We start from the raw sequence: 25,286 nt of genomic DNA, 5'->3' as shown, positions 1-25,286 counted from the left end.
ACCCTCCAGAAGGCCCTTTCCGATACCGCCTGTGGGTCCGACCATGCCCACTCGACGCCGAACGCTCGCGCTCGCCGCGGGACTGGTCACCTCGCTGACGGGCTGTCTCGGCGACGGCGATGGCTCGAACGGGACCGACCCACCAGCGGGTGACGCCCCGCGGACCGGGACGGACGGCGCGGCGCCGACACCCGCACCCTCCGCGACGCCCACGCCGGGGCCCGAGGGGACGCCGACCGTCGCCGGCACCGCGGAACCGAACCGAACCGCCGACCGCGTCACCGCGGTCCCGCCGGCGACCGTCACTCGCGTCTCCGAGGACCTCCCCGACTGGACCGCCGACCGCTGGATCGACACCGACTACGCGCAGGTCCTCGGCATCGACGCGGGCGACGGCCGGCTCTACGTCACGATGGGCGACGAGGACGGACCGTCCGCCGTCGCCGCGCTGTCCCCCGGCGGCCCGGAGTTCGACTGGGTGCAGTCGTTCGCGGGTGAGCCCACGGCGGGCTCACACCACGACCCGACCGGCACCGCCGACATCTGGGGCGTCACCGTCGACGACGGAGCGGTCTACAGCGTCCACGGCCGCGCGGAGTCCTACGAGTGGACCGCGCTCCACGCGCTCGACCCGGGGACCGGGACGCAGCGCTGGTCGTTCGAGCGCGAGCGGTACCTCGGGGTCGCCGGGTTCCTCGACGGCGCTGTCGTCGTCCGGGCCACGGAGTTCTTCGAGCCCGAGCACAGTCACGACACCCCCGAGGAGCCGCTGGAGACGACGGTGTACGCCGTCGACCCCGGTGGCGGCGACTCGCAGTGGTCGGCGTCGGTCGCGGGGATGGACGCCCTCGCGGTCGGGTCCGACGCGGTCTACGTCGCCACCGGCCGAACGCTGTCGGCGTACGGCTCCGGGGGCGAACTGCGGTGGGAGCGTGACCTCCCCGCTACCGTTCGGCTGGCGACGGTCCTCGGCGACACCGTCGTCTGCTCGGTCGGCGAGCGTGCCGACGACTCCTCGCTCGTCGGCGTCTCGGCCGACGGTGCGAACCGGTGGACGGTCCCGCTGTCGACGCGATGGGCCCTCCCGGTCGGCGACCGAGTGTACGTCGGAAACGACTCCGTGGCGGCGGTGACCGCCGACGGGACCGTCGCCTGGCGCGTCCCTGCCCCCGCCCACGACCCACTGCTGGCCCCCGACGGGAGCCGGCTGTACACGCGGACGAACGTCCGGATGAACGCCGTCGACGCCTACGCCCTCCCCGGTGGCGACCGCCCGTACCGGTTCGTCACCCCCTCCGACAACGGCTGGCCGGTCGCCGCCACGAGCGAGACGCTCGTCGCCGAGGCGATCACCCCCAAAAAGGCCGACTTCACCAGCCTGTTCGCCGTCGACGCCGCGACCGGCGAGCCCCGAGCGGTCTACCGGCCGAGCGCCTCGGTGATGACGGTGTTGGGATTCGACAAAAGCGTCTACGCCGGCTTCGGAGACGGCCGCCTCGGCGTGTTCGGCGGCGTCGGGTGACGGCCACCGGTCGGTGGCGGCCGTCGGAGGGGTCGTCCGGTCGAGCAGGAGGCCCCGGTCACGGGGTCGCCGGATCCGCGTCCGATCCCGGCCTCAGTGGGCGGTCACCCGGAGGATGAGGACGTCGCGGAGGTCGGGATAGTCGTAGCCGTTGATGTCGGCGACGGGGACGACGGTGTTGCGTTCGACGTCGCCGACGCCCTTGGCCCGCTGGCGCGGGGCCTGGTGGTCGCCCACGCCGGGTTCCTGGTTGATCTCGGTGCCGGCGTCCCACAGGGCGACACGGTCATTCACGTTGCCGTTCGTCGGCTGCCCGTCGGCGAACAGCGCCAGCCCCGACGGCCCCCCGAGCGAGTAGAACAGGTCGTTCGACTGGACGAACATCGTCACCAGCGACAGCGAGAGCGAGCGGTCGCTGTCGTAGGACTCGGTCTCGAACTCGTAGGTCCCCCCGGGCAGGAGCGGGCCGGGCCCGTCGGCACCGATCGGTACGGCGCGTTTCCCCGCTTCGACGACGCTGTCGCGGTCCCGCAGGCTCGACACCAGTCGCCCGGGACTGCCGTCTTCGGCGAGCGATTCGAGCCCGTTGTCGCGTGCGAGCTCGCCGCGGGAGTAGATCGGCTCGTCCTCGCGGTGGACCGCGTAGACGACGGGCGAGAGCGGGACGGGCTTGCTGTCGTCGCCCCCCTCGAGGCTGGTCGAGAGCGTGTTTCCGTTCGAGTGGTTCTCCATGTGGACGGTGAAGTAGTGGTCGGACTGCCCCCCAACGTCCGCCGCGGCCGTCGTTCCGAACCCGAGCGCGCCGACCATCGTAGCCCCCGTCACCGCGACGAACGACCGTCGCGAAACGCCGTCGGTTTCCGTACTCTGCCGCTCGTTCGAAGTTCCGTCTGTGCCTGTCATCGAAATCACTGTGGTCGGACCACATCCTCCGGTGGGGTGGAGCGTCGGATGAAAATTTTTCAGTGTTAAAACAAATTCGGATCCGAAATAATTGTAACTCTGGTCAAACTCTGTACTAATTTCGCCGGGGACGGTAGGGGGATCGGACTCGCGGCCGACCGTCTCGCCGACTGCTCGATCACGTCGCGGACGCGCCGCGAGAAGTACTACCGACCGCCAATCGTCCTGGGCATCGTCCTCGCCGAGCGCGGTGAGCTCGTGATAGTGAGTCGCAAAGAGGGTCTTGGCCCACACCCCTGTTCCAACTCGACAGGTACACAGTTTCCCTGACCAACTGACAGGCCGTTTCGGGACCGAAACCGGATTCTTCGGTCCGCACTATAGTTTCACGACTGGACGTTTCGGCCGGTATAAACAGTCTCTAGGGGAACTACCGGTCGTGTGTGATCTTCCTAGTATTTAGTACAACATTTTGATATTTATCTTTGTTCTAAATTAGGAGTGAATCACACTCGCCTGAATAATGCTTTTCCGAATCCATGACGTATGTTATTAAAGGTCGTGGAAAATGGGGACTCACCGAGATGGGGTCACAGTAAACCGATCGTTCGATCCGGAGAACAAGGATCCGAGTAGGGTCATTCTCGAGGGATTAGCCGAGATCAAGAACACTACACCACCAAAGCTCGACCTCCAATTATACGATTATGTGGACAAGAAGGCACTGAATACGATAGTCACTCAGAATCCTGATGTAACCGTTGTGCTCACGATAGACGGATGTTCGATCACAGTCTCCGGTGGAGAAGTTGTTATAGCACTCGAATAACTCCGAGCTGTTCTATCGGTCGTAACCGCTCTATAGTAACGGTATAACTCTCCGCCCGAAAATTGGTGCTGTATGCAGTGGACCACCTCAGCGAAATTTCTGTCGAAAGACTCCAAGACGCCCTCGTAGCGCCGAGGGAAAAAGCCGATACAGCGGTTGTTAGCATCGTTTGTGCACAGGAACGCCGGAACGCAAACCGAACTCGCAGAGTGGCACGACACCGGTGAAAAACGATCTCCAGTTGACTCATGTGACTTGATACTGACGAGCCGTTTGAGCAAGCCAATCCTAATGTCATAATTTCTTAAAGAGTTAGAATATACCGGAATACAAATATTTCGAGCGCACGGTTCACGGACCACCCAAAGAGGTCGGGATCGACGCGTGAGCGTGGACGCCGGCGCTCGTCCAGGGGGGTTTCTGGAAGAAACCTACGGCGTCGAGTACTCCTACCCGAGTTGCTGGCGGTTATTGAAAGAAGTGGAACGGAGTTATCAAAAGCTCCCGTCGTACGGTCATTAAATCCGAAGAATCTGACCAGAAAGAGTTCCACGACGAGACTAAAGTAGAAATCGGGTGGAAATAGACACCACAATAGTCTGTATCGATCGGACGAGGAAATCCGTGCAGTTCGAGTCGCGTGCCGCGTGGTCTCTGCGTGATACGCGGCCGAGGGCCGAACTCTCCGGCCAACGCGACGGGCGTGTCTACTCGGCGTGATTATCGAAGACGGAGAACGCTTTTTCTCACGGTTCACTAAGTACGTCACTGCCGATTCTGTACAAAATATAGACGTTACATTATGAAAAGAATTCAAATAGGTTCCGATCACCGTGCTGGATGATGCCCCGTACTTCCAGATGTCGGCTGTTACGGGCTAGACGGCTCATGCCGACCTCGCCCTCGCCGTGTTACCGGCACATCTGCGGAACTCGATCCTGTCAAAGAATGCCGAAAAAACAGCGTTAACGCGCTCTCAGCAGCGGTTCTTTGACTCGCTTGAGCAACTGACCACCGCGATCGAGACTGCTCTCGACCGGTTTTCGCTGCAAAAGTGGGTGAATAGTTCTAATGGCAGCGATAGAGTACCGCTCATTCAGCGTGCGCTCCAAGCGTCGCGTCGGCAGTGTCGGCAAGCCACTGGTGGATATCGTCACGGCCCCACTCCAGCGGCGAGAGGATGCTCTCGACGGCGCGGACGGGTCGGGTCTCGTAGTAGGGGGCGTCGTAGCGGTAGTGTTCAGATGAGACGATTCCATGCGAAGGCGAACGATCTGAGCCAGTCGTCAGCGGTTGCTGGACCGACGTGACTGTAACTATTTGAGAACGAGTCTGTTTGTCGTTTTACCTCGCAAAAGACACGTTCGGCACTGTTACGATTTCCCTGGTGTTCGTATGTGAAATCGAGACCGTGTCGACGACACGCTTCTTTCAGCGGGGTAGCATCGTCGACGAGAAACATGGCGTCGTCGGCATCCTGTTCCTCGCGGAGTTCGCCGAAAAATATCTCCGCGAGAGCGTTTGTTCTCGCCGTTTCAAGCTTTGTATGGAGTAATTGGTTTGATTCTGGATCGACAGCGGCGTACAGCCATACTGTTGGCCGTCGATTCGGATCACGGTTTCGTCGACCGCGGTGTGATGCGGAGAACGACCAGATTCTGGCTGTAGATCGGCCTTGTGAATCTAATTGTGAACGGTTGATCGAGCTCTCTCGACACCGAATACCTCAAGAAGCGAAACAGTATCCGAAATCGAAAGTTCTGCAAGATCCAGTTGAATACTGAGCTTCATCAGCAGCTGCGGTGTCGCTTCACGTTCAACAAACGCTAAGCCGATCTCGCTCAAGCATCCACCGAGGCGGTCGTTTTCGGGCATATACACTCAGAAAACGAACCGCCTCACCCTTCGTCCTTATCTGAACACCGCCGAAGGCTCGCGCAGAACCCATATACGGCTGAGAGACTAGCAGTTGGTAATGGACGATTCACCTGGGGCACAGACACAGCCCCGTATCCACACAGCGCCGCGAACGGACGTGTCGCAAGATCAGGGCAAGTTCCGGATCCACCTCAACTTCCCCGGCCGGGCAGTTCCCGACCACGACGACCACGGTTACGGGCCGCTCGCGACGGTCGTCGAGTCGTTCATGGACCCCGACACGCTGATCCGGATGCACCAGCACCGCAACGAGGAGATCATCTCCTGGGTTCCAGACGGGGTAATGCGCCACGACGACCGACAGGACAACACCCTCGTGACCGGCCCCGAGCACCTGATGGTGATGAACGCCGGCAGCGGCTTCTGGCACTCCGAAGAGACGCTGGCAGACGACCCGCCGCTCAGGATGCTTCAGATCTTCGTCCGGCCCCACAGCCTCGACCTCGAACCGGGCATCCAGCACGAGCCGGTTCCCGACCCCGTCGCCAACGAGTGGCGCCACTTATTCGGGCCCGAGGGCACCGATGCGCCGCTGTACGTCCGCAATGATGTCGATTTCTATGACTGTCGCCTGGAGGCCGGTGCGACGACCACGCTTCCGTCTCGGTCTGGCTGGCACACCTATCTGTACGTCTTCGAGGGCGCCGTCGATGTCGGCGAGGACTCTCTCGGGTACACTGAGAGCGCACTCGTGATTGGCGACGGCGATGTCCCTGTCACCGCGACCGAGGATTCGACCGTCGTTGCATTCACCGTCAACCCGGACGCCCCGGTCACGCGCCAGGGCACGATCGGCCGCTAACACACGGACGAACGTCCCACCGGTCGTCTGGTTCCGCCCCTGAGCGGGTGCGGGCTCTATCGAGCGCTCTCACAGTCAGGTAACCCATTCAGTTGGAATCGAGTTCGAAGTCCGCGATGATCGGTGCGTGGTCGCTCCGCTCGAATCCCGAATGGTCGTAGTAACACTGTGTCGCCGGTAACTCTGTCGAGGCGAACAGGTGGTCGAACCGCTTGCTCTGCCAGCTCGTGTCCGCGACTTCGAGGTCGCCGTACCCGTGTTGCTGGCGAAAGACGTCTCGGTGTCGCAGTTCAGCTGACATCAGCGTCGCTGTCTTCGAGTTGCTCCTGCCAGTTCTGGACTTTGGCCATCAGTTCGACGGGTGGCGTCTCGTTGACGTCGATATCACCGAGTTCGTCGAGAATGGCTTCGGTCTCCGGATCGAGCGACTGCCCGTCCGAATCGGTCGCCGGCACCTCCATCTGGCTCCCGTCGGTCGCGACCTGCTGGGAGCTGTTGGACTCCTCGGAGACGAGCTCACCCGACCCGAGGTCGAAGACGACCTGTTCGGTCCCGCCGCCGTCGGCCACGTCGCTCCCCCGGACTTCGATCGCTTTCTCCTCGCGGAGTCTGTCGAGCACGTCCCGCGAGCGGTCGACGACCGGCTCGGGGACACCAGCCAGGTCCGCAACGTGGACCCCGTAGGACCGATTGGTCGGGCCGTCCTCTACGGTCCGCAGGAAGGTCACGTCACCGTCGCGCTCGTCGGCCGCGACGTGGACGTTCTCCACCGTCGGGAGCTCTTCGCCGAGCGCGGTGAGCTCGTGATAGTGGGTCGCAAAGAGGGTCTTGGCCTGGATCCGGTTGGCGAGATACTCAGTCGCGGCCCACGCGATGGAGATGCCGTCGTAGGTGGCGGTCCCGCGGCCCACCTCGTCGAGGATCACCAGCGACTCCTCGGTCGCCGAGTGGAGAATGTTCGACAGCTCCTGCATCTCGACCATGAACGTCGAACGGCCCTGGGCCAGCTCGTCGAGCGCACCGACGCGCGTGTAGATGCCGTCGACCAGTCCGACTCGCGCCGACCGGGCGGGGACGAAGCTCCCGACCTGCGCGAGCAGCGTGATCAGCGCCGCCTGGCGCATGTACGTCGACTTCCCGCTCATGTTCGGGCCGGTGACGATCAGGAACTGCCGCTCGTCGTCCATGGAGAGGTCGTTCGGGACGAACTGCGTCGTCTGCTCGACGACCGGATGCCGGCCCTGGTCGACGGACAGCTCGCGCCCGTCGGACAGTTCCGGCCGCGTCCAGTCGTTGCGGACGGCGTGGGCCGCCAGGCTCGCCAGCGCGTCGCACTCGGCGAGCGCCCGTCCCGTCTCCTGGAGGAGTTGGGCGCGGGCCGCCACCCGGTCGCGCAGCCGCTCGAAGATCGCCCGCTCCATCTCGTGGCGACGTTCCTCCAGCCGGAGGATCTCCCGCTCGCGCTCCACCAGTTCGTCGATGACGTACCGCTCGGAGTTCTTGAGCGTCTTTATCTGCTCGTACTCCGCGGGCACCTGGTCGGTCTCGCTCTTGCCGACCTGGATGTAGTAGCCGTCGGTCTTGTTGCGGTCGACCGAGAGGTGCGTGATGCCCGTCCGCCGCTTCTCCCGCTCTGGCAACGTCTCGATCCAGTCCAGCGCGGCCTCGTGGTCGTCGACGATCTCGTCCAGTTCGGGGTCGAACCCCGTCCGGATCAGTCCGCCCTGGGTCACGGTCCCGGGCGGGTCTTCGACGAGCGCCTCGTCCAGGTCGGCCGCGAGTTCGGCCGCCGCGTCCCTGTCCGGCCGCTCCAGCACCTCGGCCAGCGGCGAGTCGGCGAGGCGCTCGGCCTCGGCGACCAGTTCGGCGACCGCGGGCAACAGCGCGAGCGTCTCCTGAACCGCCCGCAGGTCGCGAGCGTCGGCGCTCCCCGAGGCGGCCTTCGAGGCCAGCCGTTCCAGGTCGTAGGCGTCGCCCAGCGTCTCGCGCAGCTGGTCGCGGGCCATCGCGGCCTTCGCTAACGCCGCAACCGCTGACTGGCGGCGAGTCAGTTCCTCGCGCGAGCGGCGCGGGCGCTGGAGCCACTCCCGGAGCAGGCGCCCGCCGGCGCTGGTGACGGTGTGGTCGACCGTATCGAACAGCGACCCCGACCGCTCGCCCTGCATCGTCTCCGTGAGTTCGAGGTTGCGCTGGGTCGTCGCGTCGAGGTCGACGTACGCCGACTCGTCGAACGACTGGAGCCGGGTCATCGACGCCAGCACGCCCGCGCCCGTCTCGTCGACGTAGGAGATCACGGCGCCCGCCGCCCGGACCGCCGCTTCCGCGTCGGCGATCCCGACGCTCTCCAGCGTTTCGCCGCCGAACTGCTCGCGCACGCGGTGGCGCGCCCGACCCGGCGCGAACGCTTCCGTCGTGTGCAGCGACAGCGAGGCGTCCGTGCGCTCGCGCACCTCGTCGAGGAAGTCGTCGTCCGAACGGATCTCCGGGCCGGGCAGCACCTCGGCGGGGTCGAACTTGTACAGCTCCGTCAGCGCCGCGCTCGTCGCGTCGGCGCCCGACTGCTCGGTGACGAGGAACTGTCCCGTCGTCACGTCCGCGACGGCGATGCCGTAGGTCGCGTCGTCGCTCCCGCCCGACCCGCCGTCGCCGCCGCCTTCGCGGACCACCGCCGCGAGGTACTGCGCGTCGTCGTCGCTCGTTTCGAGGTGGGTGCCCGGCGTCACGATCCGGGTGATCTCGCGGGCGTGGCCGTCGTCGGTCTCGTACTGGTCGGCGACGGCCACGCGGTAGCCGCGTTCGACCAGCGCGGAGAGATACGGCGTCAGGTCGTCCAGCGGCACGCCGGCCATCGGATAGGAAGAACCGTGCGACCCTTTCTGGGACACCTTGAGGTCCAGCTCGTCGGCGACGAGCTCGGCGTCCTCCGCGAAGAACTCGTAGAAGTCGCCGCACTGCATCGCGAGAATGTCGGCGTCGGTCTCCTCCTTGAGCGAGAGGAACTCCCCGACGATACCCGTCGCCTCTGTCATACAGGGAGGTGTGTCCGAACCCGGGTAAAAGGCTACGGGTCCGGAGCGGAAGTGAACGAGTCCGGTGGCGTTCCCGCCGGCCCTACTCGTACGCCACGCCCGCCCCGTCCAGTTCCCCTTTCAGCGCCTCCGCCGCGGCCTCGAAGCCCTCCGGGCCGCTGTAGCCGTAGTCCGACCCGGCGAACGCCAGATGGGGCTCCAGCGAGAGCGCGCCGTCGAACCCGCGCTCGTGCAGCGCCGCCACGGTCTCGCCGATGCGGCCGTCGCCCTCGCCGGCCGGTCGGATCGCCCCGCGCTCGCCGAACTCGGCGTCCTTGACATGGACCTGTTCGACGTACTCGACGACCTGCAGCAGCGCGTCGGGGTACGGTCGCACGCCGATCTCCAGGTAGTTCGCCGGGTCGAAGACCGCCCGGAAGTAGGGCGAGTCGACGGTCGTCAGGAGATCACGCATCCGCCCAGGCGTGTCGCCGTAGATGTCCTTCTCGTTCTCCAGAAGGAGCGTCACGCCGGCGTCCTCGGCCTTCTCGACGGCGATGCGTGTCCGGCGCAGGACCTCCTCGCGGTAGTCGGCGGGGTCGTCGCCGTCGGGCACGTAGTAGGAGAACACGCGCACGCCGTCAGTGTCGAAGCGGTTCGCGAGTTCGAGCGCCCGCTCCAGTCGATCCATATGCGGTTCGAACTCGTCTTCGATCCCGATCTTGCCGATCGGCGACCCGATGGAGGTAACCGAGAACCCGCGGTCGTCCAGCGTCGCTTCGAGGTCGTCCAGCCGGTTTTCCGAGAGGTCCAGCGCGTTCTCCGACCAGACGCCACGGAGATCGAGGTGGGAGATGTCGAGGGATTCGAGCGTCGACAGCTGGTCGTCGAGGTCGTCGGCGATCTCGTCGGCGAACCCGCTGATCGGCAGGGGAGCGGACATGGCTCGCCGATCGGTACGCGGGACCGTCTGTCTTGCGTCCGCGGAGAGGGGTGCCAGTAGTGCCCTACTCGATCCGCACCGGCTCGCCCCGCTCGGCCGAGTCGTAGATGGCCTCGATGATCGCGACGGCCTTCCGGGCCTCGTTCGCGTCGAGCATGTACGGCTCGCCGCTGGCGCGAGCGTCGAGGAAGTCCGCGATGTTGCGCCGGTGGTTAGCGTAGTCGATGCTCATCGGGTCGGCCGCGCCGCCGCCCGACTCCGTCTCGCCGAACTCCTCGCGGACCGCCTCGTCGCCGTCGCGCTCCTCGCGGAACCGCCAGGTGACGAGTTCGTCCTCCACGACCTCGGCGGTGCCGTCCCGACCGGCGACCTGGAGTCGCTTCAGCGACCCCGGATACATCGAGGTGGCGCCGAGGATCTGCCCGAGCGTGCCGTCGCGGTAGCGGAGGACGGCCACCGCCGAGTCCTCGACCTCGACGATGTCGTCGTCGTGGGCCCGGCGGGCGGTGTAGGCGAACACCTCCTCGACGGGGTTTCCGTCCGACTCACCGCCGGCGCCCGCCGCGCTCGCGATCCACTGGACGGCGTCGACCCCGTGGATGGACTGGTTCATCAGCGCGCCGCCGCCGTCGAGTTCCTCGGTGCCCTGCCAGGCGCCGTCGTAGTAGTCGTCGTCGCGCCACCACGGGACGTAGGCGTTGGCGACCGAGAGCCCGCCGAAGCGGCCTTCACTGGCGGCCTCGCGCAACTGGCGGACGACGGGATTGTACCGCTGGTTGAAGATCCCGCCCAGCCGGGTCCCCGCCTCGTCGGCGGCGGCGACCATCTCGTCGATCCGGTCGGTGGTGATTTCGAGGGGCTTCTCGCAGAGTACGTCGACACCGCGGTCGGCGGCGGCCAGCGCGGGTTCGAGGTGGGCGCCGCTGGGCGTGCAGACCGAGAGCACGTCGACGGTCTCGGCGTCGAGCATCGCCTCGGTGTCGGCGTACCAGGCGCAGTCGTACTCCGCGGCGAACTCGCGGCCGCGGTCTTCGGTCCGGCAGGACCCGGCCACGAGTTCCGCGCCGTCGATGTCGGCGATCGACTCGGCGTGCATCGCCGCGACCGCGCCGATCCCGGCGATCGCGATGCGCTCGCTCATGTCCCGCGGGTTCGCGATCACCGGGCAAAAAACCACGCAAGCGGGCGAACCGTTCCCCGACCGGGTCGCCGTTCCAGCCTCCGTCGAGCGAGCCGTCCTCCGACGGGTAGCCGCCACCTACCGGACCGAAGGCGGGCCGTTTTTACCTCTTCCGCCGGTCGAATCGGGACGAACAGATGGCCCTCCTCGATCCGGTCCGGCGGGCGAAGCGCCAGGTCACAGCGGACCTGCGCGCCGACCCGTACCTCCCTTACATCCTGCTGGCCGCCCTCCTGCTGTCGTCCTTTTGGGTCTGGCACCGGCTGCCCAACTTCGCGACGCGGGACGAGCGGTGGCGCGTCGTCGACCCGGTCGAGGTGCTTGCGACCGTCCTCGACGACCCACGGCTCGGCTCGGTCTCCGAGGGCGTCGGCTACTGGCGGACCTACGGCTCGGCGATGTACCTCGCCGCCCTCGCCCTGATCCCGGTGCTGGTCGTCGCCCTCGCGACGGACGCGCTGCCCGCGTTCACGGACATGGGTCGCCACCTCAACGTGGGCTTCTGGACCCACTGGCTTCGGACGCCCGGGTGGATCTGGACCTGGAGCGTCCTGCTCGTCCGACTGGCCAACGTCGCGATGGCTGTCGGCTGTGTCTACGTCGTCTACCGCATCGGAACGACGCTCCGCGACCGCGCGACCGGCCGGCTGGCCGCGGCCCTGCTGACTGTCACCTGGGCGGTCCTCATCCTCGCCCACGAGGGCGGCGAGGACGTCCCGTCGCTGTTTTTCCTCCTGCTGTCGCTGTACTTCGCGATCCGCTACGTCGAGACGGGCGCCGACCGGCTGTTCTACTGGGGCGCCCTGTTCGGTGGCGTCTCCATCGCGTTCAAGCTCTCCGGTGGCGTGAGCGCGGTGATGCTCGGCGTCGCCCACCTCCAGCGCGCCCGCCGTTCGGAGGACGGGTTCGTGAGCGGAGCCGTCCGCCCGCGATTCCTCGCGACGGGCGCCCTGATCGGGGCGGGGACCATCGTCGCGGGCTACCCGACGCTCGTCTTCGGCGCCCCGGCGGAGTTCGGGGCCCGGCTCGCCCGCGCGTTCGGGTCGAAGTCCCAACCGCACGGCTGGCTCGTCCAGCCGAGCTGGTGGTGGATCCTCCGGAGCTACCTCCACGGCGTCGGCCTCCCGCTGGCCGTGGCCCTCGCCGGCGGCGCGCTCGCGGCCCTGCGGCGGGTCCGCGAGGACTCGCTGCCCGCAGACGGGCTGCGGCTGGCGCTGGTCGGCGTCGGCGTCTACCTCGCGGTGTTCTCCTCGTGGCGCTACGTCCGCACCCACCACCTCCTCCCGGTCGTCGCGCTGCTGGTCGTCGTCCTCGCGGTGGTGCTCGCCCGCCTGCGCGACCGCCGGCCCGCGGTCGGCCGGGCGGTCGTCGCCGTCCTGCTCGTCACCAGCGCGGTGTACGCCGGCGCCGGGACGCTCGCCTACGCCTCCCAGCCCCGCGACCAGGCGGTCGACTACCTGCGGAGCGAGGCGGGCGCGAACGACACTATCGAGACCTACACCTTCGACCCCCAGGACGCCGCCGTCCCCCACACCGACCGCGTCGACCCCCGCTTCGGCGTCAGTGCCGACACCTTCGAGTTTCGCTGTCCGGAGTACGTCGTCCTCAACTACCACAACTCGATCCTCTATCTCGCCCCCGACAGCTGGGGCAAGCGGGCCGAAACCCTGTCGAACGACGCGGTCGAGGGCCACGTCCGCGCCCTGCTCGACGAGGACACCTACCCCTACGAGATAGCCGGCGAGTACGGTCGAACACCGCGGTTCCTCGACGAGAAGGGGCGCGCGCCGATGTACCAGCGGCTCCTCAGGGTGAGCGTCCGCCCGCGGACGATGCAGTACGGCGACCCCCAGGACATGGGCGTCGACCAGTACACCGTCGTCCTCCGGCGGACCGGTCCCTGCGAGACGTGACTCCTCCGCCCGGTCGCCCGACCGTCGACGGCCGGACCGCCGAACACCGACCCGTCGCGGCGAGTGTGCGCGGTCACCGCTATAACGGGGTTTAAGCGGGCTCGTTCGCTAGCGGCGGGTACATGAGCGACAGCGAGTACGACGTAGTCGTGGTCGGCGGCGGGCCGGCGGGGCTGACCGCCGCGCTCTACACGACGCGGCTGGGCCTCGACACCGCGCTGGTCGACCGCGGCGGCGGCCGCGCCGCGATGATGCAGGACACCCACAACGTCATCGGCGTCACCGAGGAGACCGGCGGCGTCGAGTTCCTCGAAACCGCCAAGGAGCAGGTCGAATCCTACGGCGCCGACGTACACCGGGACTTCGTCGAAGGAGTCGAACGCGTCGACGACGGGTCGTTCAGAATCGACGGCAGCGACGCGGAATACGGCGCCGACCAGGTGGTCCTGGCGACGGGCTTCTCGGACGTGCGACCGGACCCGCCGCTGCCGCCGACGGGCCGCGGCCTCCACTACTGCCTACACTGCGACGCCTACATGTTCGTCGACGAACCGGTGTACGTGATGGGTACGGGCGATTCGGCCGCCTACGTCGCGATGATCATGCTGAACTTCACCGACGACGTGGACGTGCTCACTCGCGGCGACGAGCCCGAGTGGAGCGCGGACACGGCGGAGATGGTGGACAACCACCCCGTCGACGTGGTCGAGGCGGAGATCACCGCCTCGAATCGCGACGACGGCGGCTGGCTGGAATCGTTCGAGTTCGACGACGGCACGGTCCGGGAGTACCGCGGCGGCTTCCCGATGCTCGGCTCGGAGTACAACACCGACCTCCACGAGTCGCTGGGCTGTGAACTCACCGACGACGGCACCGTCGAGGTAGACGACCACGGTCGTACCAGCGTCGACGGCGTCTACGCCGTCGGCGACGTGACCCCCGGCCACAACCAGATCCCCGTCGCAATGGGTCAGGGCGCCAAGGCCGGCATCGCCATCCACATGGACGCCCGGCCGTTCCCGCGCTCGACGGAGGCCATCGACGAACTCGGCCCGGTTTCCTCGGGCGACGTGCCCGCCGTCTCCCAGGAGTTGCTCGCGACGGCGGTCGCACACGAGGGCCACGCCGCCGGGCCGCGGATCGAGGCCGCCGAGGAGCCCGAGAGCGGCGACGAGCAGCCCGCGGACGACGACTGACGACGCCGGCAACGCGGTTTCACAGCGAGTGCAGGCGCCGTCAGTCGATCCCGTAGACGTGGTCGACGCCGAGGTAGACGAACCACACCATCCAGACGGTGAAGATGACGAGCCACGCCCCGTACTGGACGTAGGGATGGGGGACGAGGACGTAGGCGACGACGAGGAGCGCGACGGCGCTGACCGCGGCGGCCACGTTGTACCGCGTCGGCGCCAGGGCGTCCGCGAGCAGGTCGCGCATCGGACCGTTCGTTCGGTCCCGGGCCACATTACTGTTGGCGCGGGAGCGCGACGGCGGTCACTGCCCCTGCGCGTCGACAACCAGGTCGAGCAACTCCCGCACGTCGCGCTGGCGTTCGATCCGATAGTCCGCGGCGGTCTCGCGTTCGCCGACGAGGACGCCGAGCCCGTCGCCACGCTCGCGCAGGGCTTCGAACGCGTCCTCGTCGGTCACGTCGTCGCCGACGTAGAGGGGGAGCCAGCCGTCGGGCGCCGCCTCGGCCAACTGCTCGACGGCGCGGCCCTTGTCCCACTCGACGGCGGGGCGGACCTCGCGGATGGCCTTGCCGTCGCGGATCTCCATGGCGGGGCCGTCAGCGGTCGTCTCCTCGACAGTGTCCCGGACGACGCGCTCGACTTCGGGGGTCCGGTCGTCGGGCACCCCGCGGACGTGGACCGTCGCGGTCAGCCCCTTGTCCTCGATCTCGACGCCGGGGACGTGCGCGAGGCGGTCGCCGAGGCGGTCGCAGACCCGCGAGACGGCGTCGCGGCTCTCGCGGGCGTCGGGCGCGACCGAGCGCCGGTCGTCGACCCGGCGTTCGAGGCCGTGGTTGCCGGCGTAGGCGATCCCGTCGACGGCGATGCGGTCGCGCAGGTCGGCCAGTTCCCGGCCGCTGACGACGGCGACGCGGACGGAGTCGCGGTCGCGGAGGGCGACGACGCGCTCGCGGAGCGCCGGGGGCATGGCGGCGGCGTCGGGGTCGTCGACGATGGGTGCGAGCACCCCGTCGAAGTCGAGGCAGCAGACGACGCCCGGCGCGGTGGCCAGGCGGTCGGCGACGGTCTCGCGGGCGAGCCACAGCGGCAGCGCGTCAGTGGTCTGCACGGGTGGGCACACCCCCGTCGGCGCTGGCGACGCCGGCGACCGCGCTGAGCACGTCAGCGAGCCACGAATCGAGGTCGTCGTCCTCGATCCCGTCGGCCAGCGCGTTGGCGCGACGGCGGCGCTCGCGCTCGGGCATCGACAGCGCGTCGTCGAGCGCGGCGGCGAAGCCGTTCGTGTCGTGAGGGCGGACGGAGACGGCCCACTCGCCGAGGGTGTCGTGGACGCCGGCCTGGTCGCTGAGGACGAGCACGCCCGGGTCGTCGGCCCCCGCGGCGACGTACTCCTGGGCGACGAGGTTCATCCCGTCGCGGACGGGGCTGACGACCCCCAGGTCGGCCTCGCGGTACAGCCCCGCCAGGCCCTCGTTGGAGATCATGTCCGTCGTGTAGACGACGGGGCGCCAGTCGTCGGTCGCGAAGCGGTCGTTGACCCGGTCGACGGCCGCCTCGACGCGCTCCTGGTAGTCGGCGTAGGCGGGGATGGCCGAGCGGCTCTCGGTGCCGATCTGGACGAACGTGAGTTCGCCGCGGTACCGTGGGTTGTCGGCGAACAGCCGCTCGAAGGCGTCGAGTCGCTGGACGACGCCCTTGGTGTAGTCGAGGCGGTCGACGCCGACGGCGAGCCGGGTGTCGCGGTCGATGCCGCGGTTTTTCCGGAAGGCCGCGCGGAAGCCGGCCGCCTCCGCGCTTCCGGCCTGCTCGCGGATGCGGTCGGCCGGGACGCCCATCGGCGCGGCCCTGACGGTCGTGGTCCGGCCGCGGTACTCGACGGTTCCGGCGTCGACGTCGACGGCCGCCCCGTCGAGCCCGCGGTCGGCGCTTCGCAGGAAGTTCTCGCAGTAGCGCGGGACGTGGAAGACGAGCAGGTCGTTGCCGAGCAGGCCGTCGAGGAGCGCGTCGCGGTTCGGACAGGCCCGGAACGTGTCCCAGCTGGGCCAGGGGATGTGCCAGGTGTGGGCGAGCGTGGGGCCGGCGCCGGCCCGCTCGCGGAGCTGTCGAGGCGCGAGCGCGAGGTGGTAGTCGTGGAGCCAGACGAGCGGGTCACCGTCGGCGTCGGTCGCGGCGGCGGCCATCGCGTCGGCGAACTGCTCGTTGACCCGGCGGTAGTCCGCCCAGGCGTCGCCGCAGCTCTCGACGGTGGCCAGCGCGGCGTGACACAGCGGCCACAGCACCTGGTTGGACAGCTCGTAGTAGTACCCCTGAACCTCGTCCCCGTCGAGCCACAGCCGACGGAGGGTGTAGGTCCCGCCGGCGTCGCCGTCGGGCGGGACCGCGACGGTGTCGTCGCCGTCGACGACCGCGGCGTCGGCCTCGCCGTCACCCCAGGCGATCCAGGTGCCGTCGACGCGACGCATGACCTCGTCGAGGCCGGCGGTCAGCCCCCCGGCCGGCCGGTCGACCGTCACCTCGCCGTCGTCGCCGTAGTCGTGTCTGTACGGTTGTCGGTTCGAAGCGACGACGAGCCCGTCGCCCGCCGCCGACAGGAGCCGGTCGAAGTCGGCTTCGACCCGGTCCGCACGCAGGTGTGTGTTCGGCATGTCGAGCTATCCGACCTTCCCCCGCCAGGGGGGTATGGCCGCGGCTTGCACCTGCGGGTGGACGACCCGTCGTCTCCGGGTCCGGGAGGGTGGTAGGCGTTCTCTAGTCGGCCTTTGCGGCGGAGGTATCGTCGGCGTCGCTCGCTGCCGCGTCGGCCCGACGACGGATGTTCCGCACCCGCTCGGGGATCGGGGGGTGGGTGTAGTGGAACGTCTCGTAGAGGGGGTGGGGGAAGGGGTTCGAGAGGTTCTCGCTGGCGAGGCGAGTGAGCGCGCCGACCATCGGTTCGCCGTCGCCCATCACTTCGACGGCGAAGGCGTCGGCCTCGCGCTCGTGGGCCAGCGAAAGCCGGTTCTCGATCGGGCTCGTGAGTCGAGAGAGCGGCTGTAAGACGAGCGCGGCCAGCAGGAGCCCGGCGTAGACGGGTTTGCCCGCGCCGGTCGCCAGGCCGAACATGTCGTACAGCCACGGCCCCGTCACGAGCTGGTAGGCGACGAACAGGAGAACCCCCATCTGGAGGGCCGAACTCCCGACGCGCTTCCAGATGTGAGCCTTCTTCCAGTGGGCGAGTTCGTGGGCCAGCACTCCCTGGAGCTCGTCGGTCTCCATCTGCTCGACCAGCGTGTCGAACAGCACGACGCGCTTGGTCGCGCCGAAGCCGACGAAGTAGGCGTTGGAGTGGCCGCTGCGCCGGCTGGCGTCCATCACGTAGATCTGCGAGCACTCGAAGCCCGCGCGGTCGAACACATCGGTGACGGCGTCGTGCAACTCGCCCTCTTCGACGGGCTCGAAATCGTTGAACAGCGGTGCGATCACCCGGGGGTAGACCACCATCATCGAGAGCGAGAACGCGACGAACAGCGCCCAGGCACCCAGCCACCACAGGTTCTGGAACGACTCGACGACCCACAGCACCGCCGCGGCGATGGCCGCGGTGAACACCAGCGCGACTGCGAGCCCGACGAGTTTGTCCCGGAGCCACAGCCGCGGCGACTGCTCGTTGAATCCGAAGATCTCCTCGACGACGAACGTGTCGAACAGATCGAAAGGGATCGAGGTGATCTGGAGGGCGACGACGACGCCGAGGAAGAAGACGACGCCCGAGGGCACGGTGCCGAGCCCCAGCGACTCGACGGCGGCGACGGCGTCGGCCAGCAGCCCGGCGTAGAGGACGACCAAGAGTAGCGCGAGGCCGATCCACGCCTCCAGCTGTGAGGCGCCGGTCGTCGCGCGCTGGTAGCCCAGCAGCTCGTCGGTGTCGTCGACGTCGAGCCGGTCGTCGAACCACTCGGCTTCGCGGGTGACCGCCTCGGCGCCGTAGCGGACGTTCAGCGCCGCCAGCCAGGTGAAAAACGCCTCCGTCCCGACCAGCAGGGCGAGGAAGGCGACGTGAAATGCGAGCATGTGACTCGCTACGGAACCGTCCCATTAAATCCCCTCGCTGCCGACCGCGCCGACACGCCGCGACCGGCTCGACGGCGTTGCAGCCGGGTCGCGAATTCCGACCGTTCGATGGGGTGAGCGAGTCGTTCGCGTCAGGTTCCGATTCTGGTGACAGGAGTGGGTTGCTCCTATCCAAAGGAAGCCTTATGCAACAACAACACGACTAGAACAATGACTAATGAGCAACAAGGAGCCGAACCCGCAGACACGGAAGCGCAACCGTGACTGGTGGCCGAACACGCTCGATCTGAGCATCCTCGACCAGAACGCCCGCGACAGCGGGCCCTACGGGGACGACTTCGACTACGCGGAGGCGTTTCAGGAACTCGACCTCGACGAGGTGAAATCGGACATCGAGGAGGTCATCACGACCTCCGAGGACTGGTGGCCGGCCGACTACGGTCACTACGGGCCGTTCATGATCCGGATGGCGTGGCACAGCGCCGGCACGTACCGCTCGTACGACGGTCGCGGCGGCGCGGCCGGCGGCCAACAGCGGTTCGCCCCGCTCAACAGCTGGCCCGACAACGCGAACCTCGACAAGGCGCGGCGCCTGCTCCAGCCGGTCAAGCAGAAGTACGGCCGTAACCTCTCGTGGGCCGACCTGATCGTCCTGGCGGGCAACGTCGCCATCGAGTCGATGGGCTTCAAGACGTTCGGCTTCGGCGGCGGCCGCGAGGACGACTTCGAACCCGACGAGTCCGTCGACTGGGGCCCCGAACAGGAGTGGGAGGCCGACGACCGCTTCGAGGAGGCCGGCGAGATCCAGGAGGGCCTGGGCGCCTCCGTCATGGGGCTCATCTACGTGAATCCCGAGGGGCCGAAAGGCCAGCCCGACCCGATGGCCTCCGCGAAGAACATCCGCCAGACGTTCTCCCGGATGGCGATGGACGACAGGCAGACGGCCGCGCTGATCGCCGGCGGCCACACCTTCGGAAAGGTCCACGGCGCCGACGACCCCGACGAGCACCACGAACCGGAGCCCGAAGCCGCCCCCATCGAGAACATGGGGCTGGGGTGGCAGACCGACGGCACGAAGGGCGGCGAGATGATCACCAGCGGTATCGAGGGCCCGTGGACCCAGGACCCGACCTGGTGGGACATGGGCTACGTCGACAACCTCCTCGACTACGAGTGGGAACCGGAGAAAGGCCCCGGCGGCGCCTGGCAGTGGACGCCCAAGGAGGGCGAGGGCGTCGAGTCGGCCCCGGACGCCTCGGACCCCGACGAGGAGGTCACTCCCATGATGCTCACGACGGACATCGCGCTCAAGCGCGATCCCGACTACCGCGAGATCATGGAGGACTTCCAGGAGAGCCCGATGGAGTTCGGGATGGCCTTCGCGGAAGCGTGGTACAAGCTGACGCACCGCGACATGGGCCCGCCCGAGCGGCTCCTCGGGCCGGAGGTCCCCGACGAGACGAAGATCTGGCAGGACCCGCTGCCGGATCGGGACTACGAACTGGTCGACGACGAGCAGGTCGCCGAGCTCGAGGCCGAGATCCTCGACAGCGACCTGTCGCGGTCCCAGCTCGTCAAGACCGCCTGGGCCTCGGCGTCGACCTACCGCGATAGCGACAAGCGCGGCGGCGCCAACGGCGCCCGCGTCCGCCTCGAACCCCAGCGGAGCTGGGCGGTCAACGAGCCCGAGCAGCTGGAGACGGCGCTCGAGACCTACGAGTCGATCCAGGCCGAGTTCAACGACCGCGACGACGACACGCGCGTCTCGCTGGCTGACCTCATCGTGCTGGGTGGCAACGCGGCCGTCGAGCAGGCCGCCGCCGACGCCGGCTACGACGTGGACGTACCGTTCGAACCCGGCCGAGTGGACGCGACGGCCCAGCAGACCGACGTCGACTCCTTCGAGGCGCTCAAGCCGAAGGCCGACGGATTCCGCAACTACATCGGCGACGGCGTCGACCGCCCGGCCGAGGAGCTGCTGGTCGACAAGGCCGACCTGCTGGACCTGACCGTCGAAGAGATGACGGCGCTGGTCGGCGGCATGCGCGCGCTGGGCGCGACCTACGACGACTCGAACCTGGGCGTGTTCACCGACGAGCCCGGCACGCTGACCAACGACTTCTTCGAGAACCTGCTCGACATGGGCACCAAGTGGGAGCCCGCCGACGGCCTCGACCAGGTCTACGAGGGCCGCGACCGCGACACGGGCGAGCTGGAGTGGGAGGGGACCCGCTTCGACCTCGTCTTCGGGTCGAACTCCCGGCTGCGCGCGGTTTCCGAGGTGTACGGCTCCGAGGACGGCGAGGAGGAGCTCGTCGAAGACTTCGTCGACGCCTGGAGCGCGGTCATGCGCGCCGACCGCTTCGACCTGGAGTGACGCCGCGCCGAACGGACTGACTGCCGCGGGGTTTTCGCTCCAGTTTTCTCCGCCGTCGCCCGGTCCGATGCGATTTTGCGCTCGCTCGCGTACCGCCGATCGTGAGCGACACGCTCCACTGCGAGACCTGCGAGCGGTCGGTGCCCCGCACCGAGGCGATTCGCAGCGAGAGGATAGCGGACCCGGACCCGACGAACCGGCAGTGGTTGTGCTGTCCCGGTTGCGGTCGAAAGCTGAAGACGGTGTTCGTCGCACGCGAGAAACTGCAGTGACCACCGAGGGAGCACAACCGGCCACGGGCGGTTCGAACCCCACGTGTCCTTCCGCCTTCCCCACCCCTTAGTGGACGGACGCCTCAGAACGGACTGGTATGACTGACGACGTACACAACGAGAGCGACACGTTCGACATCGGCGGGGAGTTGACCGTCCACCGGCTGGGTTTCGGTGCGATGCGCCTGACAGGCGAGGATATCATCGGCCGACCGGACGACGAGCAAGCGGCCCGGGAGGTCGTCCACCGCGCGACCGAACTTGGCGTCGACTTCGTCGACACGGCCGACTCCTACGGCCCGGGGGTCAGCGAGCGCATCCTGAACGAGGCGCTGGCCGAGGTCGACGCCGACCCGGTGGTCGCCTCGAAGGCCGGCCTCCTGCGCCACCGCGAGGGCGAGTGGCCGACGCACGGCGACCCGCAGTTCCTCCACAACCAGGTCCTCGCGAGCCTCGATCGGCTGGGCGTCGACTCCATCGATCTGTATCAGTTCCACCGCCCGGACCCCGACACGGACTTCGAGGACTCCGTCCACGCCTTCGCCGAGATGAAAGACGCCGGCCAGATCGACCACGTCGGCCTGTCGAACGTCTCCGTCGAGCAGCTGGATCTGGCCCGCGACATCGTCGACATCGCGACGGTCCAGAACCAGTACAACGTCGCCTACCGCGGCGACGAGGACGTACTCGCCGCCTGCGAGGAGTACGACGTGGGCTTCATCCCCTGGGGACCGCTGTACACCGTCGACGACGACGGGGTCGGCGGCGTCCTCGACGAAGTCGGCGAGGCCCACGATGCGTCCCGCCGGCAAGTCGCGCTCGCGTGGCTGCTCCACCACTCGGACGTGACCCTGCCGATCCCGGGCACCTCCAGCGTCGACCACCTCGAATCGAACGTCGCCGCCTCGCAGGTCGAGTTGACCGACGAGGACATGGCGACGCTGAACGGCATCGACCCGCAGTAGCGGCGTCGCTGGTCGGTTTTCCCGTTTTCGACGGACACCGCGAGCGACGGCGCCGTCGCTCGTCGGTGTGAGAGTGGTAGAATTCGGAGTCAGCCCGTCGCTGACGCCGTAGTCGGAGTCAGCGACTTACAGTCGGGTGAGGTTCGACGCGCGCGGGCCCTTGTCGGCCTGCTCGATGTCGAACTCCACTTCCTCGCCTTCTTCGAGGTCGGGGCCGCCGATGTCTTCCATGTGGAAGAACACGTCCTCGTCCTCGTCCTCGGCGTCGATGAAGCCGTAGCCGCCAGTGTCGTTGAAGAAGTCGACCTTACCTTTCGCCATTGTTACAGGCGCTCCAGGTTGGTCGCTCGCGGACCCTTGTCGGCCTGCTCGATGTCGAACTCGACTTCCTGACCCTCTTCGAGGTCGGGGCCGCCGACGTCTTCCATGTGGAAGAACACGTCGTCGTCCTCGTCCTCGGCGTCGATGAAGCCGTAGCCGCCAGTGTCGTTGAAGAAGTCGACTTTACCGGAGGCCATTAGAGGCGCTCCAGGTTGGTCGCTCGCGGGCCCTTGTCGGCCTGCTCAATGTCGAACTCCACTTCCTGTCCCTCTTCGAGGTCCGGACCGCCCACGTCCTCCATGTGGAAGAAAACGTCGTCGTCAGCGTCCTCAGTCTCGATGAAACCGTAACCGCCCGTGTCGTTGAAGAAATCAACCTTACCGGATGCCATTGCAAACATAGAGATGAGCGGGGGACGTATAGGACTTCCGAGAGAGTCGTTACCACGACACGTCGCGTTCGTGAGAGGTTCTCGACGGCTGACAGCCCGCCGCTATCGGCCGTCGGAAGGGCGCGGGCGAGGGGTTTTAGTCCGGGGGCACGCAGGTTCGTGTGATGAGCGATGTCGCCGAACCGCTGTCCGTCGGCGCCACCCGGTCGGAGTCGTCGTGGTTCGCGGTGGCGTTCGACCGCTCGGGGTTCGACCACGCCGCGGTCTTCGACGAGGTCGGGGACCTGTGGGTTCGCTACGAGGAACGCGCCGACCGCGTCCTCGTGGACGTACCGGTCGGACTCGTCGAGGAAGGCGAGGAGGGCCGCCGCTGTGACGACCTCGCGCGGCGCGTGCTGGGTGCGATGAGCGGAGCGGTCGTCACCCCGCCGGTCAGGGAGGCGACGCGCAAACGGCGCTACCCCGCCGCCCAGCGCGTCAACGAGCGCAAGGCCGGCCGGGGCATCTCCGAGCGGGCGTTCGCGATGAGTGACGGGATCGTCGCCGTCGACGAGCTCCTCCAGAACGTCCCCGAGGCCCGGGCGGCGTTCGCGGCTTCGCACCCGGAGGTCTGCTTTCGCGCGTTCGCGGGCGAGCCGCTCGAACACGACACGGCCTACGCCGCGGGCTACGCCGAGCGGATGCGGACGCTCGCGCAGCACGACCGCGACGCGCCGCCCGTCGTCCAGGCCGCCGCCGCGGCCACCGAAGGGTACGAAGTCGCCGTCGCCGACGTGCTCGACGCGGTCGCGCTGGCCTACACCGCCGCCCCGGGCGACGGAGAGCTGCGGACGCTTCCCGCGGACCCGCCGACCGACGCCGCCGGGCTCCCGATGGCTATCACCTACCGGGCCGACGCCCCGCTCGTAGCGGAGTGAGGGGGAACAACGCGTCGCGCCCGGGATGGCGTCCCGATCGCTTTTCCAACCGCCGTGCAAATCTGTCGTATGGACTACACCTGGCAGTACTACGACCTGCTCTTGCTCGGGGTAGTCGCAAGCATGGGCGCGGGCGCCGCGGTGGCGGCGCTCACGCTGGTTGCGGCGACCACGTCGGTGTTCGCGGCCGGGCTCGTCGCCGTCGCGCTCATCGGCCACGGCCTGTTCGTCAACGGCCCCGTCGGCGGCGCCGAGGACCTCACCGACGTGGTCGAGGCGCTGAACTGAGCCGCCGAGAAACCTACGGGGCCGCCAACAGAGATATCGTATCGGCGAGTCAACGGGAGGAGTATGGAGCACGAGATCTCCCACAGGCCCTCGTACGCACAGTTGACCCTCGACCTCGGACCGGGCGAATCCGTCCGGTCCGAAGCGGGCGCGATGGTGAGCAAGTCCCCGTCGGTCGACGTGGAGACTAACGCCGAGGGCGGCATCTTCAAGTCCATTTCGCGGTCGCTGTTCGGCGGCGAATCGTTCTTCATGAACACCTTCTCGGCGCCCGACGGCGGACAGATCCAGCTGGCACCGGCCCTGTCGGGCGACGTGCAACACCACGACCTCGACGAGGAGACGCTGTACGTCCAGTCGTCGTCGTTCCTGGCCTCGGACCCGACGGTCGAGGTGGACACCGAGTTCGGCGGCGCGAAGACGTTTTTCGGCGGCGAGGGTCTCTTTCTGCTGCGGCTGGAGGGAACGGGCCCAGCCTTCCTGTCGAGCTACGGCGCCATCGACGAACACGAGGTGACGAGCGACGAGTCGTTCGTCGTCGACACGGGCCACATCGTCGCCTTCGAGGAGAGCCTCTCGTTCGACGTGCGGAAGGTCGGCGGGCTGAAATCGACCCTGTTCAGCGGCGAGGGGCTGGTCTGCGAGTTCTCCGGCGAGGGGACCGTCTGGACCCAGACCCGCAGCCCCGACGCGTTCCTCTCGTGGCTCATCCCGAAGATACCCCAGCGCAACACGACAACGACGACGAACTGAACGCGCTCGCGGGCAGGCGAGCCATGCGCGCGACCGGACGAGAGCCGCCAGATCTCACACAATCGTTATGACAGGTCCGTTCGAACGGACTGCCATGAGCGAACGAGCCGAGCTCGATTCGGAGTCGCTGGCGTCGCGCGTCGTGGTGGCCGGCGTGGTCGAACTGTCCGTGCGCGACGAGACGCCGGCCCACGCCGGCGAGATTCGACGGGCGTGCAACGATGCGATGGACGCCGTCGACGGCGACGTACTCGGCACGGTCGCCGAGGCCGAGGTGGCCCGGACGCTGAACGAACTCGAAGCCGACGGCGTCGTCGAGGGCGTGCGCGACGACACCTCCGCCACCGGCAAGGGGCGGCCGAACTATCGGCTGGTTCCCCCCGCCGACGCGATCCGCGCGGCGCTCGCCGACGACGACCGCACCGCCGGGCTGGCCGACCGGATCGAATCGTTCGACTCCTGACCGCCGCTCGAAGGGACCGCTCCGCCTGACCGACTCCGAGCCGGCTGACTCCCGACTGCCGACCGGCACAAAGCCCATGTGTCCCCGAGCGGACTCCCTCCGGTGTATGCTCCAGGCAGAACTCGAAGTGTGTACGGACTGTGGCGTAGTGCATATGGAAGGCGGTCCGGCGCCGACGAACGTCAGCGAGTGTTCGGCCTGCGGCAGTCGCGTCGACGACGTCGAACTCGACGACCTCGTGGGCCTGTAGGGCGCGAC

The 25,286-nt window shown here is 67.7% G+C and carries 26 protein-coding genes and 2 pseudogenes; 15 read left to right on the top strand and 13 right to left on the bottom strand.

Features of this window, described 5'->3' with window-relative positions; translation table 11 throughout:
• The first annotated feature begins 43 nt into the window (after positions 1-43).
• Positions 44-1,522, top strand: coding sequence for a PQQ-binding-like beta-propeller repeat protein (locus C475_RS07955; RefSeq protein WP_006883296.1), 1,479 nt, complete (start codon positions 44-46; stop codon positions 1,520-1,522).
• Positions 1,523-1,615: 93 nt separating this feature from the next.
• On the opposite strand, the gene C475_RS07950 is transcribed toward C475_RS07955, so the two are convergent.
• Positions 1,616-2,425: a spondin domain-containing protein gene (locus C475_RS07950; protein ID WP_006883295.1), complete on the bottom strand. Its 810-nt coding sequence runs from the start codon at positions 2,423-2,425 to the stop codon at positions 1,616-1,618.
• Between the two features lie 568 nt (positions 2,426-2,993).
• On the opposite strand from C475_RS07950, the gene C475_RS25315 reads away from it, so the two are divergent.
• From C475_RS25315 to C475_RS24305, 3 genes and pseudogenes are all read left to right on the top strand, one after another.
• Entirely contained in the window at positions 2,994-3,254 is a 261-nt protein-coding gene (locus tag C475_RS25315) for a HalOD1 output domain-containing protein (RefSeq protein ID WP_161625181.1), read from the top strand.
• A 77-nt stretch (positions 3,255-3,331) separates the two neighbouring features.
• Positions 3,332-4,309 (top strand): annotated as a pseudogene (locus C475_RS22310) (IS630 family transposase); the annotation flags it as partial.
• A 16-nt stretch (positions 4,310-4,325) separates the two neighbouring features.
• Positions 4,326-4,502, top strand: a complete 177-nt coding sequence (locus C475_RS24305; RefSeq protein WP_193366306.1) for a hypothetical protein — start codon at positions 4,326-4,328, stop codon at positions 4,500-4,502.
• On the opposite strand, the pseudogene C475_RS22305 reads toward C475_RS24305, so the two are convergent.
• Positions 4,495-5,129: pseudogene (locus tag C475_RS22305) on the bottom strand (IS6 family transposase). The gene C475_RS24305 and the pseudogene C475_RS22305 overlap by 8 nt on opposite strands.
• A 100-nt stretch (positions 5,130-5,229) precedes the next feature.
• Here C475_RS22305 and C475_RS07940 point away from each other — a divergent pair.
• Positions 5,230-5,994 (top strand): pirin family protein, encoded by a 765-nt coding sequence (locus tag C475_RS07940; protein WP_049930287.1) that lies wholly within the window; start codon positions 5,230-5,232, stop codon positions 5,992-5,994.
• Between the two features lie 88 nt (positions 5,995-6,082).
• Here the strand turns inward: C475_RS07940 and C475_RS07935 are convergent, their stop codons facing one another.
• From C475_RS07935 to C475_RS07920, 4 genes are all read right to left on the bottom strand, one after another.
• Positions 6,083-6,295 carry a hypothetical protein gene (locus C475_RS07935; protein WP_006883292.1) on the bottom strand — a complete coding sequence of 71 codons (213 nt, stop codon included), beginning with the start codon at positions 6,293-6,295 and terminating at the stop codon, positions 6,083-6,085.
• Positions 6,285-9,023: a DNA mismatch repair protein MutS gene (gene mutS, locus C475_RS07930; RefSeq protein ID WP_006883291.1), complete on the bottom strand. Its 2,739-nt coding sequence runs from the start codon at positions 9,021-9,023 to the stop codon at positions 6,285-6,287. Before mutS ends, C475_RS07935 begins: the two co-directional genes overlap by 11 nt.
• 82 nt (positions 9,024-9,105) lie before the next feature.
• A complete protein-coding gene (locus tag C475_RS07925) occupies positions 9,106-9,945 on the bottom strand; it encodes a sugar phosphate isomerase/epimerase family protein (protein ID WP_006883290.1) in 840 nt (279 codons plus the stop codon).
• 64 nt (positions 9,946-10,009) lie between these two features.
• Entirely contained in the window at positions 10,010-11,086 is a 1,077-nt protein-coding gene (locus tag C475_RS07920) for a Gfo/Idh/MocA family protein (protein WP_006883289.1), read from the bottom strand.
• Positions 11,087-11,262: 176 nt separating this feature from the next.
• On the opposite strand from C475_RS07920, the gene C475_RS07915 reads away from it, so the two are divergent.
• Together C475_RS07915 and C475_RS07910 are read left to right on the top strand one after the other, a co-directional pair.
• Positions 11,263-13,038: an ArnT family glycosyltransferase gene (locus tag C475_RS07915; RefSeq protein ID WP_006883288.1), complete on the top strand. Its 1,776-nt coding sequence runs from the start codon at positions 11,263-11,265 to the stop codon at positions 13,036-13,038.
• A 122-nt stretch (positions 13,039-13,160) separates the two neighbouring features.
• Positions 13,161-14,234 carry an NAD(P)/FAD-dependent oxidoreductase gene (locus C475_RS07910; protein WP_006883287.1) on the top strand — a complete coding sequence of 358 codons (1,074 nt, stop codon included), beginning with the start codon at positions 13,161-13,163 and terminating at the stop codon, positions 14,232-14,234.
• 40 nt (positions 14,235-14,274) lie between these two features.
• On the opposite strand, the gene C475_RS07905 is transcribed toward C475_RS07910, so the two are convergent.
• The 4 genes from C475_RS07905 to C475_RS07890 form a co-directional block, all read right to left on the bottom strand.
• On the bottom strand, positions 14,275-14,475 hold the full coding sequence (locus tag C475_RS07905; RefSeq protein WP_006883286.1) for a hypothetical protein: 201 nt from the start codon (positions 14,473-14,475) through the stop codon (positions 14,275-14,277).
• 57 nt (positions 14,476-14,532) lie between these two features.
• A complete protein-coding gene (gene otsB, locus C475_RS07900; RefSeq protein WP_006883285.1) occupies positions 14,533-15,339 on the bottom strand; it encodes a trehalose-phosphatase in 807 nt (268 codons plus the stop codon).
• Positions 15,326-16,876 carry an alpha,alpha-trehalose-phosphate synthase (UDP-forming) gene (locus C475_RS07895; protein ID WP_006883284.1) on the bottom strand — a complete coding sequence of 517 codons (1,551 nt, stop codon included), beginning with the start codon at positions 16,874-16,876 and terminating at the stop codon, positions 15,326-15,328. The genes otsB and C475_RS07895 overlap by 14 nt, the downstream gene beginning before the upstream one ends.
• 103 nt (positions 16,877-16,979) lie before the next feature.
• The gene (locus C475_RS07890; RefSeq protein ID WP_006883283.1) at positions 16,980-18,281 is read right to left on the bottom strand and encodes a M48 family metallopeptidase; all 1,302 of its coding nucleotides are present in this window, start codon (positions 18,279-18,281) and stop codon (positions 16,980-16,982) included.
• Between the two features lie 217 nt (positions 18,282-18,498).
• On the opposite strand from C475_RS07890, the gene katG reads away from it, so the two are divergent.
• From katG to C475_RS07880, 3 genes are all read left to right on the top strand, one after another.
• Positions 18,499-20,658, top strand: coding sequence for a catalase/peroxidase HPI (gene katG, locus C475_RS07885; RefSeq protein WP_006883282.1), 2,160 nt, complete (start codon positions 18,499-18,501; stop codon positions 20,656-20,658).
• Positions 20,659-20,759: 101 nt separating this feature from the next.
• Positions 20,760-20,930: a hypothetical protein gene (locus C475_RS24300; RefSeq protein WP_193366305.1), complete on the top strand. Its 171-nt coding sequence runs from the start codon at positions 20,760-20,762 to the stop codon at positions 20,928-20,930.
• A gap of 98 nt (positions 20,931-21,028) precedes the next feature.
• Complete coding sequence (locus C475_RS07880) at positions 21,029-21,895, top strand: aldo/keto reductase (protein WP_006883281.1); 867 nt, start codon at positions 21,029-21,031, stop codon at positions 21,893-21,895.
• Between the two features lie 126 nt (positions 21,896-22,021).
• Here the strand turns inward: C475_RS07880 and C475_RS07875 are convergent, their stop codons facing one another.
• The 3 genes from C475_RS07875 to C475_RS07865 are packed head-to-tail and all read right to left on the bottom strand — an operon-like array spanning position 22,022 to position 22,607.
• The gene (locus tag C475_RS07875) at positions 22,022-22,216 is read right to left on the bottom strand and encodes a cold-shock protein (protein ID WP_006883280.1); all 195 of its coding nucleotides are present in this window, start codon (positions 22,214-22,216) and stop codon (positions 22,022-22,024) included.
• Between the two features lie 2 nt (positions 22,217-22,218).
• Entirely contained in the window at positions 22,219-22,413 is a 195-nt protein-coding gene (locus C475_RS07870) for a cold-shock protein (protein WP_006883279.1), read from the bottom strand.
• The gene (locus C475_RS07865; RefSeq protein WP_006883278.1) at positions 22,413-22,607 is read right to left on the bottom strand and encodes a cold-shock protein; all 195 of its coding nucleotides are present in this window, start codon (positions 22,605-22,607) and stop codon (positions 22,413-22,415) included. The genes C475_RS07870 and C475_RS07865 overlap by 1 nt, the downstream gene beginning before the upstream one ends.
• A gap of 164 nt (positions 22,608-22,771) precedes the next feature.
• Here C475_RS07865 and C475_RS07860 point away from each other — a divergent pair, with 164 nt between their 5' ends.
• The 5 genes from C475_RS07860 (at position 22,772) to C475_RS24295 (ending at position 25,278) form a co-directional block, all read left to right on the top strand.
• Complete coding sequence (locus tag C475_RS07860) at positions 22,772-23,524, top strand: DUF429 domain-containing protein (RefSeq protein WP_006883277.1); 753 nt, start codon at positions 22,772-22,774, stop codon at positions 23,522-23,524.
• A 69-nt stretch (positions 23,525-23,593) separates the two neighbouring features.
• Positions 23,594-23,812 (top strand): hypothetical protein, encoded by a 219-nt coding sequence (locus C475_RS07855; protein WP_006883276.1) that lies wholly within the window; start codon positions 23,594-23,596, stop codon positions 23,810-23,812.
• A 63-nt stretch (positions 23,813-23,875) separates the two neighbouring features.
• Positions 23,876-24,565, top strand: a complete 690-nt coding sequence (locus C475_RS07850; RefSeq protein WP_006883275.1) for a TIGR00266 family protein — start codon at positions 23,876-23,878, stop codon at positions 24,563-24,565.
• Between the two features lie 94 nt (positions 24,566-24,659).
• A complete protein-coding gene (locus C475_RS07845; protein ID WP_006883274.1) occupies positions 24,660-25,028 on the top strand; it encodes a Cdc6/Cdc18 family protein in 369 nt (122 codons plus the stop codon).
• Positions 25,029-25,134: 106 nt separating this feature from the next.
• Positions 25,135-25,278 carry a hypothetical protein gene (locus tag C475_RS24295; protein WP_193366304.1) on the top strand — a complete coding sequence of 48 codons (144 nt, stop codon included), beginning with the start codon at positions 25,135-25,137 and terminating at the stop codon, positions 25,276-25,278.
• Positions 25,279-25,286 lie beyond the last annotated feature (8 nt).

It is taken from the genome of Halosimplex carlsbadense 2-9-1 (genome assembly GCF_000337455.1).
GTDB classification, from domain to species: domain Archaea; phylum Halobacteriota; class Halobacteria; order Halobacteriales; family Haloarculaceae; genus Halosimplex; species Halosimplex carlsbadense.
The sequence above is the reverse complement of the archived record's forward strand: the minus strand, read 5'-3'. Positions and strand labels throughout refer to the sequence as shown.

Coding starts and splice junctions, on each gene's coding strand:
- C475_RS07940 (WP_049930287.1), top strand. CDS start 5,230: ATGGACGATTCACCTGGGGCACAGACACAGCCCCGTATCCACACAGCG.
- C475_RS07920 (WP_006883289.1), bottom strand. CDS start 11,086: ATGAGCGAGCGCATCGCGATCGCCGGGATCGGCGCGGTCGCGGCGATG.
- C475_RS07935 (WP_006883292.1), bottom strand. CDS start 6,295: ATGTCAGCTGAACTGCGACACCGAGACGTCTTTCGCCAGCAACACGGG.
- C475_RS25315 (WP_161625181.1), top strand. CDS start 2,994: ATGGGGACTCACCGAGATGGGGTCACAGTAAACCGATCGTTCGATCCG.
- C475_RS07865 (WP_006883278.1), bottom strand. CDS start 22,607: ATGGCATCCGGTAAGGTTGATTTCTTCAACGACACGGGCGGTTACGGT.
- C475_RS07850 (WP_006883275.1), top strand. CDS start 23,876: ATGGAGCACGAGATCTCCCACAGGCCCTCGTACGCACAGTTGACCCTC.
- mutS (WP_006883291.1), bottom strand. CDS start 9,023: ATGACAGAGGCGACGGGTATCGTCGGGGAGTTCCTCTCGCTCAAGGAG.
- C475_RS07955 (WP_006883296.1), top strand. CDS start 44: ATGCCCACTCGACGCCGAACGCTCGCGCTCGCCGCGGGACTGGTCACC.
- C475_RS07880 (WP_006883281.1), top strand. CDS start 21,029: ATGACTGACGACGTACACAACGAGAGCGACACGTTCGACATCGGCGGG.
- katG (WP_006883282.1), top strand. CDS start 18,499: ATGAGCAACAAGGAGCCGAACCCGCAGACACGGAAGCGCAACCGTGAC.
- C475_RS07905 (WP_006883286.1), bottom strand. CDS start 14,475: ATGCGCGACCTGCTCGCGGACGCCCTGGCGCCGACGCGGTACAACGTG.
- C475_RS24295 (WP_193366304.1), top strand. CDS start 25,135: ATGCTCCAGGCAGAACTCGAAGTGTGTACGGACTGTGGCGTAGTGCAT.
- C475_RS07875 (WP_006883280.1), bottom strand. CDS start 22,216: ATGGCGAAAGGTAAGGTCGACTTCTTCAACGACACTGGCGGCTACGGC.
- C475_RS07950 (WP_006883295.1), bottom strand. CDS start 2,425: ATGACAGGCACAGACGGAACTTCGAACGAGCGGCAGAGTACGGAAACC.
- C475_RS07915 (WP_006883288.1), top strand. CDS start 11,263: ATGGCCCTCCTCGATCCGGTCCGGCGGGCGAAGCGCCAGGTCACAGCG.
- C475_RS07860 (WP_006883277.1), top strand. CDS start 22,772: ATGAGCGATGTCGCCGAACCGCTGTCCGTCGGCGCCACCCGGTCGGAG.
- C475_RS07855 (WP_006883276.1), top strand. CDS start 23,594: ATGGACTACACCTGGCAGTACTACGACCTGCTCTTGCTCGGGGTAGTC.
- C475_RS07910 (WP_006883287.1), top strand. CDS start 13,161: ATGAGCGACAGCGAGTACGACGTAGTCGTGGTCGGCGGCGGGCCGGCG.
- C475_RS07925 (WP_006883290.1), bottom strand. CDS start 9,945: ATGTCCGCTCCCCTGCCGATCAGCGGGTTCGCCGACGAGATCGCCGAC.
- C475_RS07870 (WP_006883279.1), bottom strand. CDS start 22,413: ATGGCCTCCGGTAAAGTCGACTTCTTCAACGACACTGGCGGCTACGGC.
- C475_RS24305 (WP_193366306.1), top strand. CDS start 4,326: ATGGCAGCGATAGAGTACCGCTCATTCAGCGTGCGCTCCAAGCGTCGC.
- C475_RS07890 (WP_006883283.1), bottom strand. CDS start 18,281: ATGCTCGCATTTCACGTCGCCTTCCTCGCCCTGCTGGTCGGGACGGAG.
- C475_RS07845 (WP_006883274.1), top strand. CDS start 24,660: ATGAGCGAACGAGCCGAGCTCGATTCGGAGTCGCTGGCGTCGCGCGTC.
- C475_RS07895 (WP_006883284.1), bottom strand. CDS start 16,876: ATGCCGAACACACACCTGCGTGCGGACCGGGTCGAAGCCGACTTCGAC.